Source organism: Acidobacteriota bacterium, assembly GCA_040756905.1.
In the GTDB taxonomy this organism is placed as follows: domain Bacteria; phylum Acidobacteriota; class Aminicenantia; order JBFLYD01; family JBFLYD01; genus JBFLYD01.
Genome location: JBFLYD010000009.1, coordinates 74,693 through 92,447, shown reverse-complemented (window position 1 = coordinate 92,447; position 17,755 = coordinate 74,693). Strand labels below are relative to the sequence as shown.

Annotated in this window: 19 protein-coding genes; 8 read left to right on the top strand and 11 right to left on the bottom strand. The window is 35.8% G+C overall.

Annotated features, from left to right (window positions below):
- Nucleotides 1-60: 60 nt before the first annotated feature.
- Nucleotides 61-372: a hypothetical protein gene (locus AB1410_01345; GenBank protein MEW6455345.1), complete on the bottom strand. Its 312-nt coding sequence runs from the start codon at nucleotides 370-372 to the stop codon at nucleotides 61-63.
- 65 nt (nucleotides 373-437) lie between these two features.
- Between AB1410_01345 and AB1410_01340 the strand changes: the two genes are divergently transcribed.
- The 6 genes from AB1410_01340 to AB1410_01315 all read left to right on the top strand — a co-directional run bounded on the left by AB1410_01340 (nucleotide 438) and on the right by AB1410_01315 (nucleotide 4,108).
- Nucleotides 438-629: a helix-turn-helix domain-containing protein gene (locus AB1410_01340; protein ID MEW6455344.1), complete on the top strand. Its 192-nt coding sequence runs from the start codon at nucleotides 438-440 to the stop codon at nucleotides 627-629.
- 1 nt (nucleotide 630) lies between these two features.
- Nucleotides 631-1,080, top strand: a complete 450-nt coding sequence (locus AB1410_01335) for a hypothetical protein (GenBank protein MEW6455343.1) — start codon at nucleotides 631-633, stop codon at nucleotides 1,078-1,080.
- Complete coding sequence (locus tag AB1410_01330) at nucleotides 1,077-1,523, top strand: hypothetical protein (GenBank protein ID MEW6455342.1); 447 nt, start codon at nucleotides 1,077-1,079, stop codon at nucleotides 1,521-1,523. Before AB1410_01335 ends, AB1410_01330 begins: the two co-directional genes overlap by 4 nt.
- A 212-nt stretch (nucleotides 1,524-1,735) precedes the next feature.
- Nucleotides 1,736-2,149: a hypothetical protein gene (locus AB1410_01325; protein MEW6455341.1), complete on the top strand. Its 414-nt coding sequence runs from the start codon at nucleotides 1,736-1,738 to the stop codon at nucleotides 2,147-2,149.
- Nucleotides 2,149-3,450: a tyrosine-type recombinase/integrase gene (locus tag AB1410_01320; GenBank protein MEW6455340.1), complete on the top strand. Its 1,302-nt coding sequence runs from the start codon at nucleotides 2,149-2,151 to the stop codon at nucleotides 3,448-3,450. The genes AB1410_01325 and AB1410_01320 overlap by 1 nt, the downstream gene beginning before the upstream one ends.
- A 340-nt stretch (nucleotides 3,451-3,790) precedes the next feature.
- On the top strand, nucleotides 3,791-4,108 hold the full coding sequence (locus AB1410_01315; GenBank protein MEW6455339.1) for an RNA-binding protein: 318 nt from the start codon (nucleotides 3,791-3,793) through the stop codon (nucleotides 4,106-4,108).
- 101 nt (nucleotides 4,109-4,209) lie between these two features.
- Here the strand turns inward: AB1410_01315 and AB1410_01310 are convergent, their stop codons facing one another.
- Both AB1410_01310 and AB1410_01305 read right to left on the bottom strand, forming a co-directional pair.
- Entirely contained in the window at nucleotides 4,210-4,971 is a 762-nt protein-coding gene (locus AB1410_01310; protein ID MEW6455338.1) for a hypothetical protein, read from the bottom strand.
- 135 nt (nucleotides 4,972-5,106) lie between these two features.
- Nucleotides 5,107-6,756 (bottom strand): S9 family peptidase, encoded by a 1,650-nt coding sequence (locus AB1410_01305; protein MEW6455337.1) that lies wholly within the window; start codon nucleotides 6,754-6,756, stop codon nucleotides 5,107-5,109.
- 554 nt (nucleotides 6,757-7,310) lie between these two features.
- Here AB1410_01305 and AB1410_01300 point away from each other — a divergent pair.
- Together AB1410_01300 and AB1410_01295 are read left to right on the top strand one after the other, a co-directional pair.
- Entirely contained in the window at nucleotides 7,311-7,592 is a 282-nt protein-coding gene (locus AB1410_01300; GenBank protein MEW6455336.1) for a DUF3467 domain-containing protein, read from the top strand.
- 175 nt (nucleotides 7,593-7,767) lie between these two features.
- On the top strand, nucleotides 7,768-8,181 hold the full coding sequence (locus AB1410_01295; protein ID MEW6455335.1) for a secondary thiamine-phosphate synthase enzyme YjbQ: 414 nt from the start codon (nucleotides 7,768-7,770) through the stop codon (nucleotides 8,179-8,181).
- A gap of 80 nt (nucleotides 8,182-8,261) precedes the next feature.
- On the opposite strand, the gene AB1410_01290 is transcribed toward AB1410_01295, so the two are convergent.
- The 8 genes from AB1410_01290 to AB1410_01255 all read right to left on the bottom strand — a co-directional run bounded on the left by AB1410_01290 (nucleotide 8,262) and on the right by AB1410_01255 (nucleotide 17,681).
- The gene (locus AB1410_01290; protein MEW6455334.1) at nucleotides 8,262-8,837 is read right to left on the bottom strand and encodes a hypothetical protein; all 576 of its coding nucleotides are present in this window, start codon (nucleotides 8,835-8,837) and stop codon (nucleotides 8,262-8,264) included.
- A complete protein-coding gene (locus AB1410_01285) occupies nucleotides 8,831-9,892 on the bottom strand; it encodes a type IV toxin-antitoxin system AbiEi family antitoxin (protein ID MEW6455333.1) in 1,062 nt (353 codons plus the stop codon). Before AB1410_01285 ends, AB1410_01290 begins: the two co-directional genes overlap by 7 nt.
- A 247-nt stretch (nucleotides 9,893-10,139) precedes the next feature.
- Complete coding sequence (locus AB1410_01280) at nucleotides 10,140-12,026, bottom strand: prolyl oligopeptidase family serine peptidase (protein ID MEW6455332.1); 1,887 nt, start codon at nucleotides 12,024-12,026, stop codon at nucleotides 10,140-10,142.
- On the bottom strand, nucleotides 11,960-12,913 hold the full coding sequence (locus AB1410_01275; GenBank protein MEW6455331.1) for a hypothetical protein: 954 nt from the start codon (nucleotides 12,911-12,913) through the stop codon (nucleotides 11,960-11,962). Before AB1410_01275 ends, AB1410_01280 begins: the two co-directional genes overlap by 67 nt.
- 100 nt (nucleotides 12,914-13,013) lie before the next feature.
- Nucleotides 13,014-15,815 (bottom strand): hypothetical protein, encoded by a 2,802-nt coding sequence (locus tag AB1410_01270; protein MEW6455330.1) that lies wholly within the window; start codon nucleotides 15,813-15,815, stop codon nucleotides 13,014-13,016.
- A gap of 417 nt (nucleotides 15,816-16,232) precedes the next feature.
- Complete coding sequence (locus tag AB1410_01265) at nucleotides 16,233-16,604, bottom strand: hypothetical protein (protein ID MEW6455329.1); 372 nt, start codon at nucleotides 16,602-16,604, stop codon at nucleotides 16,233-16,235.
- Nucleotides 16,588-17,379: a type II toxin-antitoxin system antitoxin SocA domain-containing protein gene (locus AB1410_01260; protein ID MEW6455328.1), complete on the bottom strand. Its 792-nt coding sequence runs from the start codon at nucleotides 17,377-17,379 to the stop codon at nucleotides 16,588-16,590. The genes AB1410_01265 and AB1410_01260 overlap by 17 nt, the downstream gene beginning before the upstream one ends.
- Before the next feature lie 143 nt (nucleotides 17,380-17,522).
- Entirely contained in the window at nucleotides 17,523-17,681 is a 159-nt protein-coding gene (locus AB1410_01255; protein MEW6455327.1) for a hypothetical protein, read from the bottom strand.
- Between the last annotated feature and the right edge of the window lie 74 nt (nucleotides 17,682-17,755).

The window sequence follows — 17,755 nt, the reverse complement described above, 5'->3', positions numbered from 1 at the left end:
TTTTCAAATTCTGATTTCATCGAAAAAGTGGCCGGAATAAATCGGAATGGGTGGCCACTTTCAATCAGAATCAGTGGCCGGTTTGAATCGGAATCGATGGCCACTTTGGATCGGAATATACATTAAATTGAATTTCTTGAGGAGTTTTTTTAATTCAATCTCAACCGAATATATTTCATTGGGTTCTATTTCTATTTGCTTTTCCGATGACTCCATCTCTTTTCTTACCTTTTCCTTTGCCACATATAAGGCAATTAAAGAAAAATATAAAATCTGTGCCACTCTTGGAATATTTTTCAGCCTTTCTAAATCATAGAAAAGAAAATAAATCCTCATTTTGGAAATTTTTAGACTCTCATATATATATACCATTTCAGTCTGACAAAGACAATATTATATCCTAAATTTAAATATGAATGAATATACGGAGGTAGTCAATGAAAATACTTTTGAGCCTGCGAGAGGCAGCTAATAGGTTAGGATTTTCATATATAACCTTATGGAAATGGCAAAAGCAAGGAAAAATTCCTGCAATTCGTATTGGGGGTAGGCTTAGGCTGGATGAAAAAGAAATTGAAAAGTTCATAAAAGGAAACAGGGTAAAGAAGCCAAAAAAATATCCGAGCTGAAATGAGAATAGAAGAGATATTTCAGAAGAAAAACAAAATGTATGAGTGTGAACCAATTTGTTGTGATGATCCACAGCCTCTTATCCCTGATGGTATTTATCAGGCCCAAGTTTTAAAATGGGAGCGGGGTAGATATTACAATCAGACTAAGCTTTATTTATGGTTTGAAATAATTTCTCCAGGAAGAGCATTTGAAACAAAACTTTTCATGGTTTTAAATTTAAATGGAAATAAAGTTGGATATGGATCAAAGTATTATCGAAGCTGGGTTATAGCAAATCATGGGATTAGGCCAAGAAGAAACGATAGGCTATCTCCTAAAATATTCCTAAATAAGGTTTTTAAAGTAAAAGTGGAAACAGTCAAGAGAAGTTATACCGGTGAATCTGTTCCTGAATATCTCCAATACAGTGTTATTAGAGAAATTCTTGATTTAGAGGCTGGATCATGATTGGAAATTTCCTTATCCTATATTTAAATCTAAAGTATTATTTGAATAACCAATACCATTACCCTTACCATTCTAATCCAGTCCTGTCTAATCTACTACCAATCAAGGCATATATAGAAGCAAGGAAAATAAAAGAGGAGAGAGACATTGGTTGTCAAAAATTACTCTCCTCAATAATTCTCATTAACAGCCTGGATTACACAATCCCCCTGCTAACCCATAAAAGGAGTAGCAGGGGAACCAGGCATATATATCACAAGGCTATTTTATCACTATTAGGAGAGGATATCTATTTTATCTCCGGTGAATCTTTAAGAGAAAAAATAGAAGATGGTTTAGTTTCTTATACAGCTAAGGAATTAGAAGAGCTAATTAAATTTCCTTCTTCTCAATGGAAAAAGATTCATCTTTTGAAGAAAGAATTAAAGTGGGTGATGCTATGAAATCTGAAAATAAATCTATGTTTGATTGCAGGAATTACGAGGAAAGAGAGAATCAATCGGAGTAATTAGAAATGAGCAAGCTTTGTAAGAATTGCGGTCAAATTCTTATGACCTCTAAGAGGACAGATTTTTGCAGTGAACAGTGTAAAAGTATCCACAGAAAAAAATATAAAGCTCAATGGATTAAAAAAAGAAGAGACAGAAAAAACAAAATGTCTACAACCCACTTATCGAAGAATTTAAAAATTGAAAATGTAGACACTGAAGGTAGAAACGCTAATAAAATCAATAATCGGGAAGTGTCTACAGAAAAATGTAGACAATTTAACCCTGATGATATTTCATCTAATCAATTTGAAAAATGCGTCAGAAACGATTTTAGACGCCTCCAGAGGCAAAAAAAAGGTATATCTGGAATCCATTTTTCCAAAAATGGGAAAACCAGGATAAACCTAAAAGACTTAATCCTTGATTGTAGTAAACTCAGTCAGTCTGTATTTGGTATAGCCATTTCAGAAGATAATAAGGTAATAAAGTTAGGATTTATGAGTGATGAAGAATCAGCTCTGAAAATAATTAATCGATTGGTGAATGTTATAAACGATATTAAATATATTACAGCATAATGGAAAAACGGTATTTTTCAGTAAAAGAGACTGCACAATACTTGGGTTTTTCTCCAGGTGCAGTATATAATCTAATTTCTCAAGGCAAAATACCAGCAACAAAAATAGGCAATACAGTAAGAATTAACAAGGAAGAATTGGATAAATTTCTTAAAGAAAATACAAGGCCTGTAAATTTTGTTTGGAATTCAACCAATTCTCATGTTATAATCCCTCAATCTGAAATGAGGAGGGGAGACATGGGAATAAAAAAAATAAAAAATATTTATTGGATTGATAAAAGGTTTGGGGATTACAGGCTAAGGAAATCTTTAAAGACATCGAATAAAAAAACTGCTTTCAAACTTGCTCAGCAAGAAGAAGAAAAGGCCATAAATGAGATTTACGGATTAACAAAGACAATTAAACTGGCGGATTTCTTCCAGGAATATAAAAAACTAAATCATCACAAAAAATATATAGTCAGAGAAGAGCAGAGATTAAATTTGATTCTCAAGTTTTTTGGAGAAAATATTTTTTTGCATGAAATTACTCCCCAGAAATTAGAGGAGCTAAAAATTTATCTTAAAGAAAATGGAAGGTCAGAGGCAACGGTCAATCGATATATTTCATTTCTAAGGCTCTTATTCAACCATGCAATAAATTGGAATTATATACGGTGGAATCCAGTTAAAAGGGTAAGATTTTACAAGGAACAGACACATAAGAGAAAAGCATTAAACAAAACAGAGATTCAAATTCTTTTATCAGAAGCTAAAGAAATATCTGATAGAGGACGCTCTGAACAGCAAAAATATTTATTTTCTATTTGTGTGATTGCACTATCAACAGGGATGAGAATAAATGAGATTTTAAACCTTAAATGGAAAGACATAGATTTAGACTTAGACAAAATTATAGTGCCTTCGGAGAATAGCAAGACAAAGGAATCAAGAGAAATACCAATGAATTCAGATGTCAGAAAGATTATAACCTTAATAAAGCCACAAGGAGATTATATTTTTCAATTCAAAGGAAGAAGGCATCCTGATTCATTTAGAAGGCAGATTATCAAATTGAGAAAAGCGATTGGAGAGCATTTTAGGGGATTCCACAATCTAAGGCATTCGTTTGCAACATTTTTAGTTCAGAATAAAATTGATAGTATTACCATAGCAAAGTTATTGGGTCACTCTCATTTGAAAACCACCTTTAATTACTCTCACACATTCCCGGAGGCAATGAAAAAAGCAGTTGAAGGAGTAAATCTTTGGGCTGATTTTGGTCATATGAACGAGGGCTTTTTTAAGGAAGTCAATTAAAATGAATAACTTAGATATTTTGTATGAGGGCCTGAAAAGCCCTGCGTCGGCGGTTCGATTCCGCCTCTCGGCATATAGTTTTTTCAATATTGATGAGCTTTTTCACATTCTTAATCCTTCATTACATTTCATCACCTTTAATTATTTTCATGGGCAGGTTTTTTTAACCCTTTAGAATGGAATTAACCTTTTACCACATCTCAAATAGATTTTCTTGCAATAATTCTAATTTTGTATTATTGTATTTATTGAAGCAAAATAAGATTTGCTGAAAATAATTTAAGTTTAGCATCGGAAAGTTAAGACTTAACCTTTCCTGCTAAATAAAAAGGAGATTGAAATGTCAAAAAAACTTTATGTAGGAGGGCTTTCTTATTCAACAACAAATAGCCAACTTGAAGAATTATTCAGTAAAGCAGGAAAGGTTGAATCTGTAAATGTCATTACTGATAAATTCAGTGGGCAGGGAAAAGGATTTGGATTTGTTGAAATGTCGACTGATGAAGAAGCAAAGAAAGCTATTGAAATGTTTAATGGATATTCTTTAAGCGGAAGAACCATTATCGTTAACGAAGCCAGGCCAAAAAGAGAAAGTGGGTTTAGAGGTGGCTATGGCCGTAACAGATATGGTGGGGGTTTCAGAGGGAGAAGAAGATAAAAATTTAATATTTTATCTAAAAACAGTTTTTGGGGAAAAGATTAAGCTCGAATTTAATAGATATTTAAATTGAATTAAAAACATTAAAAGATGAGTTTTTCTTAAAACCTGAAGGATAGTCCACCTCGAACGAGAAATCCATTCCATATTCCAGCATCTACCTGCAAATAAATATTCTCAGAAACTCTTCCTTTCAGGCCAAGATTTAATTGAATAATCGGATAAAATTTAATTGCTAACTCTTCTATATCTTTTAATTTCTTGCTCTCAGATTCACTCTCTGTTTCAAGTAAACCGGTTTCTGCATTGTAGAATTTACCAGAAAGATTATAAGATACATCCCCACTTACTGGAGCTGCTCCAAAACCAAAGCCTACATAAGGGTGGACTCTCCATGAGGGTTTTATATCCCATCTAAGACTTAAATTATATGAAAGAGGGGTCACCACAAATTTCCCATCCGCATCAAAGTCTACATATGAACCATCAGTAAATTCCATGTCCACAAATCCGCTTAATGAAAATTCCATCTTTGTTTTTTCAACTGATAAGCCTAAACTGAAGGATCCATATTCTCCACCGGGATAAAATCTTATTTCGAACCCTAAGTTATTTCCTCCTGTATCAAAATTGAAATCTCTTTGATATAACTCCTCAATTAATTCTGGGTGTTTCTCTAATATTCCATTCCGGAATTCAGTATCGGCTCCTTCTGTAACAAAATTTTCAACTGCAGATTTTAGAATATTCAGGTTCCAGGTTCCATAATGAAGATTGAATTCCCATTTTTGTTTTGCTGATAGTGTTTGTGAAAAAAATAATACAAATACTACCACAAAAATAAAAATATAGATTCTCCTCAACCTTCCTCCTTCAAATTGAGATTTAAATATAAAATCTATCTAAAATAAATTTATAAAGTCAAATTTTATTTTGAATGGTAATCATCTAAGGTTTTGTGCATGAAAATTGAATATAACTTTTCTATATTTTATGTTTTACTTACGAAGTGCTGTGAAGTCCTCCTTTTCAGATGGTGGTTCAACCCTTCCCCCTAAATATTTAGCCAGAAATTGCTCGGCTGCAGCATAAAACTTAAGCCTGTTCTCCGGTCTTGCGAACCCATGTCCCTCATCAGGAAAAACCAGGTATTCCACAGGTTTATTATTTTTCCGCATTGCATCAACAATCTGATCACTTTCTGCCTGTTTTACTCTTGGGTCATTGGCACCCTGGGCAATCAATAATGGCACCTTAATCTGGTCAGCTTTAAACAATGGCGATCGTGATTTAAGAAACTCCTCTTCAGTCTCGACCTTACCCACTCGCTTATCGAACAAAGCTTTGATAGGAACCCAATATGGAGGAATCGATTTTATTAAAGTAACTATGTTCGATGGACCCACAATGTCAACACCACAGGCAAACACAGCGGGTGTAAATGTTACGCCTACTAATGTTGCGTAACCTCCATAGCTTCCTCCATAAATACAGATTTTCTTCGGATCTGCATAGCCCTGCTTTATAGCCCAGTTTACACCGTCGAGAAGGTCATCATGCATCTTCCCGGCCCATTCACGGTCACCAGCATTGAGAAATGCTTTTCCATATCCAGTTGACCCACGGAAATTCACCTGTAGCACAGCATAGCCTCTGTTAGTAAGCCATTGCACTTCACTATTCAGTCCCCACACATCACGACCCCAAGGCCCACCGTGAACGTTAAGAACCACCGGCAGGTTCTTTAGCTCAACATCTACTGGAAATGTTAAATATCCATGAATGGTTAACCCATCCCTCGACTTAAATGAAATGGGTTTCATCTTTGCTAATTTATACTTTTCTAATTGCGGACGGTTACTGAACAAAAGCGTTGCTTTCTTGGTTTCTCGGTTATATGAGTAATAGTAAACCGGCCCATCATCCATTAAATAGGAAACCAGCCAGGTTTTATCCTCCACATCCCGACTTCCGATACCAATGTCTCCATCTCGAATTTTATACAAAACATCAAAATCTGCTTTCAATGAAGTATCAATTAGTCTCCACTCTCTTCGAGCTCGAATGAATTGTACTGCTTCTAATTTATTGGTCTTTGGATGGTTCATCGTGCCACCTACATCATACATGGGATCTTCAGCCACTACGTTACTTTTTCCACTGGCAATTTCAACTTCGACAAGGCGTGCTGTGTTAGCATCAACACTTGAAATAAGCCAGATACTCTGGTTATTTGGAGTAAATCCAGCAACTCCTCCAAATGTTTCATCTGCACCCCATCTCTGGAAAGTTCGCCATGGATCTTTTTTTGAGTCGCGAATCCGAATTTCAGTTCCTCCGTCAGGCGTCACGACCTGGGCTACTCGAACCTCAAAATTCTGGTCAGTGACCCAGCCAGCTACATCTCCTGGGTTTTCCGTATCCAATTCAACCGCACCATTTTTTAGATTGATCCGATATACATCATGAAGCCTTGCATCTCGTATGTTAAGTCCGACAAGTAACTCATTTGGAAAATCAGGATCCATTCCATATACTCGAGCCTGAACACCTTCGAAAGGTGTTAAATCACGGATCACATTTGTCTTTAAATTTACTGAATAGAGATGCCAGTTTTCATCACCATCACGATCCTGAATGTAAAGCAAGTGCTCACCGTCATAAGCCCAGGTGTAAAAACGGATTCCACGTTTTCGATCTTTGGTAACTACACGATCATCTTCCTTGCCGATAGTTCGAACCCAAACATTTAACACACCCTTATCCGGTGCTAAATATGCCAGCATCTTACCGTCAGGCGAAACCTGGGGGCTTGATTTTTCAGGATTACCAAAAAGTACTTCACGAGGAATCAGAGTCGGTTGCTGCGCCAGTACCTGCCAAGTAAAACCCGCTAAGATTATCAGGATAAGAAGATTAATCAATAAAACTTTTTCAGGTCTGTTCTTTTCTTTCAACCGCGAAAAAAATGTACTTGAGACTAACCAAAAAAAATTTTTAAACATATCAAAATTCCTCCTTTCTTAATTTACACTTTCATAAATTTTCTCATATAATTACGAAATTTTTCTACTAAAAGTTTCTATGACGGTAATTTCCAAATGAATCGAAAAAGAAGATCATACATCTTTTTGATTCGGTTATTGAATTACTAATATAAAGCATTTTAAATTTTTGATAAAATTTCTGCATAGGAGGATAAATGGAAGAAAAGAAAATTGATATAAAAGTTGATGAACATATCGCATTGGGTCAGTACTCAAATTTAGCAGCGATAAGGCACTCAAAAGAAGAATTCATATTTGATTTTGCTTTTATATTCCCTGATGCACCTGTAGGCAAGCTTACATCACGAATCATTTTGAGCCCAGCTCATGCAAAAAGGTTCATGGAAGCTCTTATCGCTAATTTTAAAAAATACGAAGAGACCTTTGGTCAAGTTACTCCAGCAGAGATACCGCCATCCATTGGATTTGTTCATTAAATAAATAATCTTTTTATCTTAACATTAGATTGAATTAAAATCTTTCCTATAATTTGTTCTCTATAAATTTTTAATTGAAAGAATTTTGATAAATAAATAAAACCAATAATTAATATAAAATGTTAGAAACTGGTAATAAATGGAATTTGAATTAAATAATAAATGGAGGAAAAAGATGAAATCCTACACAGAGTATTTATGGTTTAATACTTCTAAAAAAAGAGAGTACATAAATATAACCGGTGAGGTCGAAAAAGCACTTAAAAAGAGTGAGATAAAAGAAGGATTCGCCCTTGTCTCCGCCATGCACATAACAGCTGGTGTTTATGTAAACGATGACGAAACTGGGATAATTAAAGATATAGATGAATGGCTGGAGAAATTAGCACCTTTCAGAATCGATTATAATCACCACAGAACTGGAGAAACAAATGGAGATGCCCATCTAAAAAGTTTATTAATCCATCACGAAGTAGTTGTTCCGATAACAAATGGGAAACTGGATTTAGGTCCATGGCAGAGAATATTTTATGCTGAATTTGACGGCCAGAGAAAGAAAAGAGTGATAATCAAGATCTTGGGTGAATGAATATCATAATCTATAACTGAAATCTAAATCTTGTTTATTCATTCATCATCCCTCCTTTATTATAGAAAAAATTGAAGAGGCTAATTTATTAAGATGTTTTTCCTCTCATACATCGCCATCCCCTTCATCACAAGGAACGGGACAATCCCTGCAACCTTAAAGCTTACTTTATCTTTTCCGCCGTCAGGGAGTTCGCCTTCGAGAGTTACAGTAATTGAGGCATCAAATGCAAGATCACAGCCTCTTGCCTTTCTCGCACGAACATCCTGGACTATCTGCGTCCTGTGCCCTTTGCCTGTGCCTCCATATTCTCCAGCCATGAGGTTAACCTCAACATTTATCGGTTCTGCTCCTTCAACCTTCACTTTCCTGAAAAATCTGAAAGGCTGTTCTTCGTCCTGTGTATACCCACGTTTAAGAAATGCCTTTAAGATTGTCTGATAGGTATCCCCAGGAATCTTTGAAAAGTTTAGAGCAACATCAATATCGAGACTGCCTACATGGGGGTCATCAGACTGAGGCAAAAGAAATGTTGGGATCCATCCGCCAATTATGACCATTTCGTCTTTGATCTCTCTGAGGAGATGAACGAGTTCCACGAGGACTGCTTTGCAAGCATTAACCTCTCTTTCTTCATATTGGCTTTTGCTTACCATTTGGGCTTGATTCGTTGTTCAAATATAGTTTGTGCTGCTTCCTCGCCTCTTCCTTTGTAACTCTTTAAATCAAGATAAAGCTGGATATCAGACACAACATTGATGCCGTTAATTTCCTGAAGTCCGTAGAATACACCTTCATCATATGGCTGAAGAAGGGTAACATTTGCCCCGCTTTCCACTTTTTTTAGTTTTAGGGCTTTTGCAATACCCTCGATATTACCATCAACATAAGAAAAGAATCTCATAAATCTTACAAACGGCGCTACCTTTCTCGCACCAGAGAACAGTGCCAAACCATAACGATACTTCATTTTTCCGCACCCTTTTTTGATTGCTGTCTCCAACTGGTCTTCTGAAAGACCAGAATAGAAAGAAAAGCTTTCGTTCTTTTCATAGGAATAATTACCAATCCATTGATTGAGCACTTCTTCGGGTTTAGCAAGATAGAAGCTTTTGTTTTCTTCTTTAATCCATTCTTCGGAAAGAAGCGCCTGTTTCACTCTTGAAGTTAGCCCCATGCTGATACCTGCCTCCCTTGAGAGGTCTTCAACATACCATCTCTTTAAAGGGTCTGAGAGAAGCACTCTCAGGATTCTGCTCGATTTTGGTGAGAAGACGGATTTTGAGAGACGCGTAACAGCGAAAGGATTAGGTCTCCCGCTTCTATCTATAAAGACACTCTTGAAAGAAAGGAAAGCATTCCCAGCCAGATCAAGACATCCTATACCTGCCTCTTTGCATATCTGTATGCTGGCATTACTGAGATACGGAGCAACCAGTATTCCATAAGAGTCTTTAAAACTTTTAAGACAGTCTTTAAGTTGAGCGATGGCCATTCTTACAAGACGGGGTTCACCTTGTGATTTTACCTCGACAATAAATTTTGTTAACTTGCCGGAAATAAGAGTATCCAACACAAAATCAACTACTCTATTATCAATTTTGACTTTAGCTTTAGATTTATTTAGTTTAACGAAGGGAATATCTGAGAGAACAGACGTTATACTTTTCTGAGCCTCTTTAAGCAAATCTTTTTCTGAAAATTGTTTCACTGTAGAAGCTTGTTTCACCATATGGTGAAACTATATAATACAGTGAAACAGAAGTCAAGTCATTGTAAGAAGATGGGCTAAAAAGTATAGGGAAATTATAAAAGCATTTAAAATCAGATACACCTATCCTCCAGGTTAAAGAAAGGATCATAAAAAATACTCAGCCGAGGTCTCGGCGACAATCAAGAGTTCCTAATAGGCGATATAATGACGGTCTCTAAAGTCTTATGTCTTATCTCACTATTATTTATTTAACAAGAACAACGCGGAAACCAACATAAGAACCAGGAGGAGTTTTAAAAGGCTGTCTTTTATCTGAGATATTTCGTGAAGATAAACCTAAAACAATGCCTTTCTTTTCTTCTGATGATTCTTTTCCATCTTTTATGCACCATTCAGAGACATTTCCATTCAAATCATAAATCTCTCCTGTAGAAGGACTCATACTTCCAGCTTCCATGATTAAAGTCTTTGCTTGTTCAAGTTCCTTAAACTTTGTTTCTAACTCCTCTGCTTCGTCTATTGTTAAATCATATCCAGCCCAGTAACAAAGGGTGTTCTCTTCACCTTTACATGTATCAAGCCATTTCTTCATCTCTTTTTCTTCTGGCAATCTAAATTTTTTCCCTGTTTTCAAAGACAGCCATTCACAGTATTTCACGGCTCCATCAAAATCAACTCCAGATACAGGATAATTTTCTGTACCTTCCTTGAATTTTCCATCAATAAACCCAACTAAATTTTTTGTATCTATATCTTTGTTTCCTTTTAGAAATTCAGAAAACTGAGCTCTCGTTACCTCAAACCTTCCAAGTTCTATATCTCCCATTTTAACTGTTTCAGGAATTAAAATTCCATTCTGAAAAATCCCTAGATATCCCTTTTCATCTTTTTTGTATGCTGATTTTTTCAATGTTAAGTCAAGAGGAGAACCCTTTTTAAATGATTTAATTTCTTTCTCTTCTTTTTTAAATAGATATTTATCGAGCCATTCAAGCTCCTCTTCCATCTTCCTTCTCTGATGGGAAATCCTCATTAAACCATGGGGTTCACCTGGGAACAAAACAAATTTGACTGGAACTTTTCCAATCTGCTGAAGAGCTCTGTAATGCTCCCAGCCCTGCTGTGTTGGAACGTTTGTATCTTTATCACCAAAAAGAATTAGCGTGGGAGTTTTTACTTTATTCATCCTGAAAAGAGGAGACTTTTTTATGTAATAATCTACATCTTCCCAGTAAGGACCTTTTAAATATAAATTATCAAACTGAGGTCCAAAAGCACAATTTCCATAGTCGCTAACCCAGTTCACATCTCCAGCACCACAAAGAGCAACTTTAAATACATCTGATTCAACTGTAAGGGCGATTGATAAAATTGCGCCGTTGCTCCAACCCATTGTTCCTAATTTTTCAGGATCAACCATTCCCTTTTTTATCAAATATTTAACACCATTCAATAAATCAGGGACTTCAAGCTCATAATATTTTCCATAGATGGATTCTACAAACTCAAGTCCATAGTTAGAGCTTCCAGAATAATTTACAAAAAGTACAAAACTTCCTTTGCCTGCAAGGATATGGGGATAATCACCCCATGAAAGAGTGAAATGATCAGGGTCATAGGCAGCAGGTCCTCCATGGATGTTAAGGATAAGAGGATATTTCTCTCCTTCTTTGTAATCTTTTGGATAAAATAAGATTCCCTCGATTTCTCGTCCTTTGTCAGACTTCCATTTTATTATTTCTCGTTTTGCAATGAATTTATTCTTAAGATGCTTATTTACCTCAGTAATTTTTTTCACTTCTTTTATCATTGAATCATCAATCTTTCCATAATAAATCTGAGGAAGTTCACTTGCTGTGGAATAGATAAAAACAATTCCCTTTCCATCTTTAGAGATTGAATATGTATGAAAATTAGAAGCCATAGGATGGTCTATTTTAGTTATCTGCCATTCTTTTGAACCTTCAGGCTTTTTAATGATAACAAACGGATTTATTACTCCTTTCGCCAGAGTTGTTGCAATCAAATCACCTGTGGCATCAAACACCTTTCCGTATGTCCCTCCTAACCCATTAGGCCAGTTGAGAGGAATTTCCTGATATCTATCAGAAAAAGGGTCATACTCATACAATAAAGAAATTCCACTTCCTCTTTTCTCCTCATAATTAGTCTTCTCCTCCTCAAGAAATACTCTTTTTCCATCATCTGCCCAGAGATAGAATGACGGCGAGAAGTATTTTTCTTTAAGAATCTGTTTAATACTTCTATCAGAGAGGTCCAAAAGAAAATACTTGGGTCTATGCTTTGCTTCGACTCTAAAAAGTGGAGTATCAACATGAGAAGTAATTGCCCATTTTCCACCAGGAGAAACTTCGAAATTTTCAATTCGATCCTTATTTTCGTTAAGCGTGTTACTTTTTTATCTTTTAACTCAATTGAAAAAAGACGAACTGGATAATAAGCTTCCATGTCTTCCACAACTTCTGCATCATCCTTTTTTTCTTTCAAATTTTTCTCATGAAAAGTTTCATCTTCTCGAGCGCTGAATATAATCTCCTCATTATTCTTCCATCTGAAATTATTTACACCCATCTTTACATCGGTTAATTTCTCTGATTCTCCCCCAAACGGAGAAATGATATATATCTGCGTTTTCTTTTCCCTGTCAGATAAAAAAGCGATTCTTTTCCCATCGGGCGACCACCTTGGAGACCAGGAAGAGCTATTCCCTCTTGTCAGTTGAATTGGCTCTATTTCACCGTCGGTTGATCCCATCCAGATCTCTCTTAAATGTTTATCCTTTTCTTTGTCTGCTCGGAATTGAACCCAAAGAACTTTTTTCCCATCAGGAGAAATTTGGGGCTCAGCCAACATCTGATAATTTATTACATCATCAACTGAAATTATCGAAATCTCTTCTGCTTTATCTTTTTTCTCCTCCGGGATAGCGGAATCGGAAAGAAAAAACATTAATAAAATTATAATTAAATGAATTCTTATAAATTTTGGTTTAACCATTTTATCCCTCCCATAAAAAATTATTTATAACAAAATTTAAAACATTATTTTAGCACAAAATAAAGATTCCATTCTCGTGTGATATTCCACTGCATAAGACTTAACGAGCGGTTCCTATAATAACCTCTATCCCGGTTTTCTTTTCCCTGTTCGCTACCATTCTGACGCCAATACGGATACCCATAATGAAAAATACTTTGGTCTCAAGATAGATTTCAATCCCTGTGGAGAATTGGGACTTACCTTCTCTTGGTATCCCAAAATCTACAAAAAGTGTTGTGCACAGATCTTCAAAGAAGACATTGGGATTCCAGATTCCCTTTCTTATGCGCAACAATGGTCTTGAATATTCCAGCTCAAATGTCGCTCCAATTTTGGCATCAAGAGCTTTTTTATATCCACGAATTTTAGAAAAAACAGTCCCAGGGTTGTCAGGGTCATAGATCCCATGAATATCAAAGGAAAGCTGACTGTTTGGAAGATATTGTAAAAGGGCTAAATCAGTATACAGCGCCATTCGGTTGATGTTGGAACCCATTTCCTTGCGCTCCACAGGAATGCCAATTCTTAATCCTCCATAGGTCGTAGGAAAGCGAAATCTTGTGTTTAGATATGGTTCAACCTCCCTGCGAGAGAAATCATTGTGAAGATTGCTTGATAAGCCAAGCCAGAGCTCTGATAAACCTTGAGATATTTTATTTATGAATGGATACCCTGCGCCAATTTTCAGCATTCTACTGTCTATATTATCAAATATGATATAAGACTGCAGAGGCGCAAAAAAATTATTTGTTAGATTTACAGAATACTTTGGCATCTGTTTATTAAAATCATAGGCCATGGTTAAGAAGTAAGAAAAATCCCCTACTGCATCCCCGCCTATGAATTGCAGCCCGGCTAGTGTCGTGTCACTTAAATTTCTTTCATTATTCTTTTGTGCCACGACACTTTCCCTATGGGAGAAAGCCTCTCCCTGGCGCTTCGCTGAGCACCCCCCAGACATGGGGAAGCCTCTTCCCCATACCCCTTCAGTGTGCTTTAGGAAAAGTTGTTTGTTTGCGAAGATAGTTATGGGACAACACACTAAATCGATTTCTTGGTTAGAGTAAATTATGGGTAGCCGTATCTTTGGTATCAGGGTTTTTAGATTATCAAAGTACCCTCCGCGGAAAACTTCCTTCTCATTCAGAGGGAAAACAGGAGGTACAGTAGCCTGATAATCCGGCAACTGAAATTCCCTGAATTCCGCCTGCCTGCAATAGATGTCATATCCATACGAATTGAGCCCCACAAAGTAAAGGGTGTCATTTAATTCATCATACACAGGATAAGTGGCAAAGCCATTATGAGTAAGCCTGTAAACTTTACAAGAGGAAAAATCGTAAGCATAGCTGGAGTATATTCCCCCAAAATTCGCTACAAAGAAGAGCTTATTTCCATAAAGAGAAAGCAATCCTTCAAAATAAGGTGTGTGAACAAGGGGTGTGAACTCGTGGGTTTCCAAATCCAGAGTGTAGATGCTGAAGTTTTGCCAATCCTTGCGTGCGGAGACAATTATACGCTTGTCATCAGTAATTATTTCGTCAACAAGATAATCGGCTGTGAAAAGCAATTTTTTCGCTCCTGTGGCTCTCTCATACATATAGATTTCCGAGCCAAATATTTCCTTATTGTCTTTAGAATAGAGAATGTTACCATTCCACAGAACACCAAAAGCTCTCATCCCTTCCTTAAGAATAACCCTATCCTGACCAGTTGAAATATCCTTTTCGTGGAGAAGAGAATAAATCCCGTAAGTGGTAAAACTCGCATTAGCATAGCCTGGCTTTATCTCTGCAACTGCATAGTATAACTTTCCATTGCGAATTCTCAACGGCATTGTGAAAAAGGAAGTGGTGGAAACAATGGTCTGTTCTTTCTCTCTATCGATGTCCCTTTCTATAATTTTATTGAACCATATCTCATTAAATGCACCGGTTTTTACCCCATACCTTCTTGCATAATAGAGCTTCCTTTCCGATACTTTTAAATCCTTAACATACCAGCCATAATCAGTCAGCCTCTTACCCTCCATGGCAAAATCTTTGAACCTTTCAGTTTCGTAGTTATGCCACTCCCGCCATAGGGCTGGAAATGATTTCCCGTACACCCTTTTAGCTGTCCAATCAAATCTTATAAATGGGAATATTGGTGAGAAATAGGACAAAATTGAAGAGCCATAGATATTAAAAAAATGGTTAAATTTTTCTTCTCCATAAATCTTTGATAAATAATTAAAGAACTCACTCCCATAAAGATAGATACCTTCATAGCCTGGAAATTCTAATGGCGAATATGTTGCTTTAGGTAAAGATGGAAAGCGATTGTCTGAGATTATTGCACCAATATAGGCGTCGAAAAATCCATCGTTGAGTCGTCCACTGTATTTAGAAATCTGAGATTCACTGTACACTGTAATACCTTCCGTTACCCATCCTGGTGAGGCGAGATTGGGTGTAAAAAGAGTACCAAAAAGAGTGGCCAGAACTTTTGGAATTCCTGCTGATTTGGTTAGATGAAGTATGTGAGTATATTCATGAACTCCAACATTAGCCCACCAATTTTCTGTAAATCCAAGGATGCCAGCTGTGGGTGGATAGGTAAAGAGATGGGTGTTGAAAAAAATTGGATCAGAAAATCCATTAGACACTGTTCCTACGTCTTCAATCACCACAGGAAGATGAAACACTTTGTTATCAGTAAGCTTCTCTATGGAGGGTCTATAATATTCAAGGTTCCTCAGAGCATCCCATGCCTGGATTTCATAGCCAGGCTTATAGATGACCGTAAAATACGCAGTCTTGAGGGTCTTCCAGCCACCCCATCCAAAGACCCAAGAGGGAAATATAAAAATAATAAACATCAGTATAGAGATCCTCATTTTTAGAAAATCTCTTTTTTGTTTTGATATGAGACTTTTTTTATACATCTTTCAAGTGGAAAAACTAAAATGCTTCCCTTAAGGCGAGGGTCTCGAAACTTATATGTTGTGTTATCGGAATTGTACCTTTTCCACTGACCAAGTGCGTCTTTTTTAATCGTATTAAGTATGCGAAGGAAAAGCATCCAGGTAAGTTCAGATACATACTGCAAAGCACCAACCCTCTCTGACCTCCGTGTAATATCACAGATGCCTTTTGTAGGAAATCAATACCTTATTTAACACTTGTTAAGTAGTCTCTATTTTTATTAAATGATTTTGCAAATTAGTTTAATAAGAAACCCATGAAAAAAAGCCGAGGGGTCTCCGTTCTTAATAAGCTTAATCTTTTCGATAACTCTACTTTCCATAATATTTTAATATTCTATTCCTATCTTCGTTTTCCTTATCACCTTTGTAATAAATTTCAATTAACTCGATTTTATCTTTTTCCTCAAAATAAGCATAAACTACCCTGATACCAGATTGAACTCCTTTACCCTTAAGAGAGCGACAGGTAAATTTTTTCGCTTTGTAGATTTTAGGGCTTTTAATTTGTAAACCCTGAATTTGAAAAATTCCCTTGTTATCTCTCTTTAATTTATGATAAAGATTCAGCTCTGTCTTAATAAAGTTTTTAAGGTCATCCTCGAGAGTTTTGAATCTTTTGAGAAGTTTTTTCATATCTTTCTCAAATTCAGGAAGAAAGGAAACTTCATTGAATATCTTCACCGTATTCTCTTACCGAATAAGGCTGGGTTCTGTAAAAAACAGATTCATATTCTAGTATTCCCTGATCTTCTGTGGTTAGCCAGGGAACATCATTGTGGGAATATTCACTTATTTGAGAAGCATTCATATCAGAAAGCCTATTTAAAACATCGTCAATTACTTCAATTTCGTTAGCTTTTAACTTAGAAAGGTCTGCTTTTCTTAAAGGTAAGTACTTGGTTTGTGGATATTCAAAATAGCTACTTTCAACCTTTGTAATTTCTTTATTTTCAATCATTTTGTCGACTATTTTTTTAAATTCTATAGGCGTTGGCCCATACTGATTTTTAATATATGTCGCGCCAATTAGTTGCTCTTCATACTTTTCATAAAAATCAAAATCGATGAAGTAAAGAAGTTTATAGATTACAGTCTCACCAATATTGGGTTTTGAGCCAATCTTATTCAAGATATATAGCAAGACCTCTCTGAACTTTTCTAAATTTTTCTGAGGCACATTTATTCTAATTTGAGGTCTTTGTCTCATCTTCTTTTTGATATCGCTTAGAATCACCTCTGGTTCTTTTTTAAAATCCAATAAAGCTTCTACGGTAATATTAAATATCTCTGAAAGTTTTATCAATTCATCGGTAGAAACTTTTCTCTCTCCATTCTCTATTTGAGAAATTGAAGGACGTGAAACACTCAATAATTCTGCAAGCTTTTGTTGGCTAATTTCCAACCGTTCTCTCAGCTCTTTTATTCTTTTACCAAGCCTTATATAAATTTCAACCATATTATCCTCCTTTATCAGCATCAAATATTATAATAATTAATGTAAGATATTTTGTCAAATATATGTTAGATATTATTACATAATTATATTTTTATAACTCACATCTAAGCGCTTTTTCTTAAGTTTCCTATGGTAAGAATGCCTCAAGCTTTAATGACATCAAGGTCATTCAACCCATAAGGATTTTCTAACGCTTCGATCCCACCTCTCTCAAACTGCCTTGCAAAGACAATCAATGTATTTGCTATTTCCTTAGGTAAACTCTTAAACCAGTCATCGTGCCTGTATTTAAGTGCTTCCACTTTTTCACTATAACCCCTCGTTAATATAGGTAATATTCTAAACATTTCTATACCTAATCATTTATATCAATTTC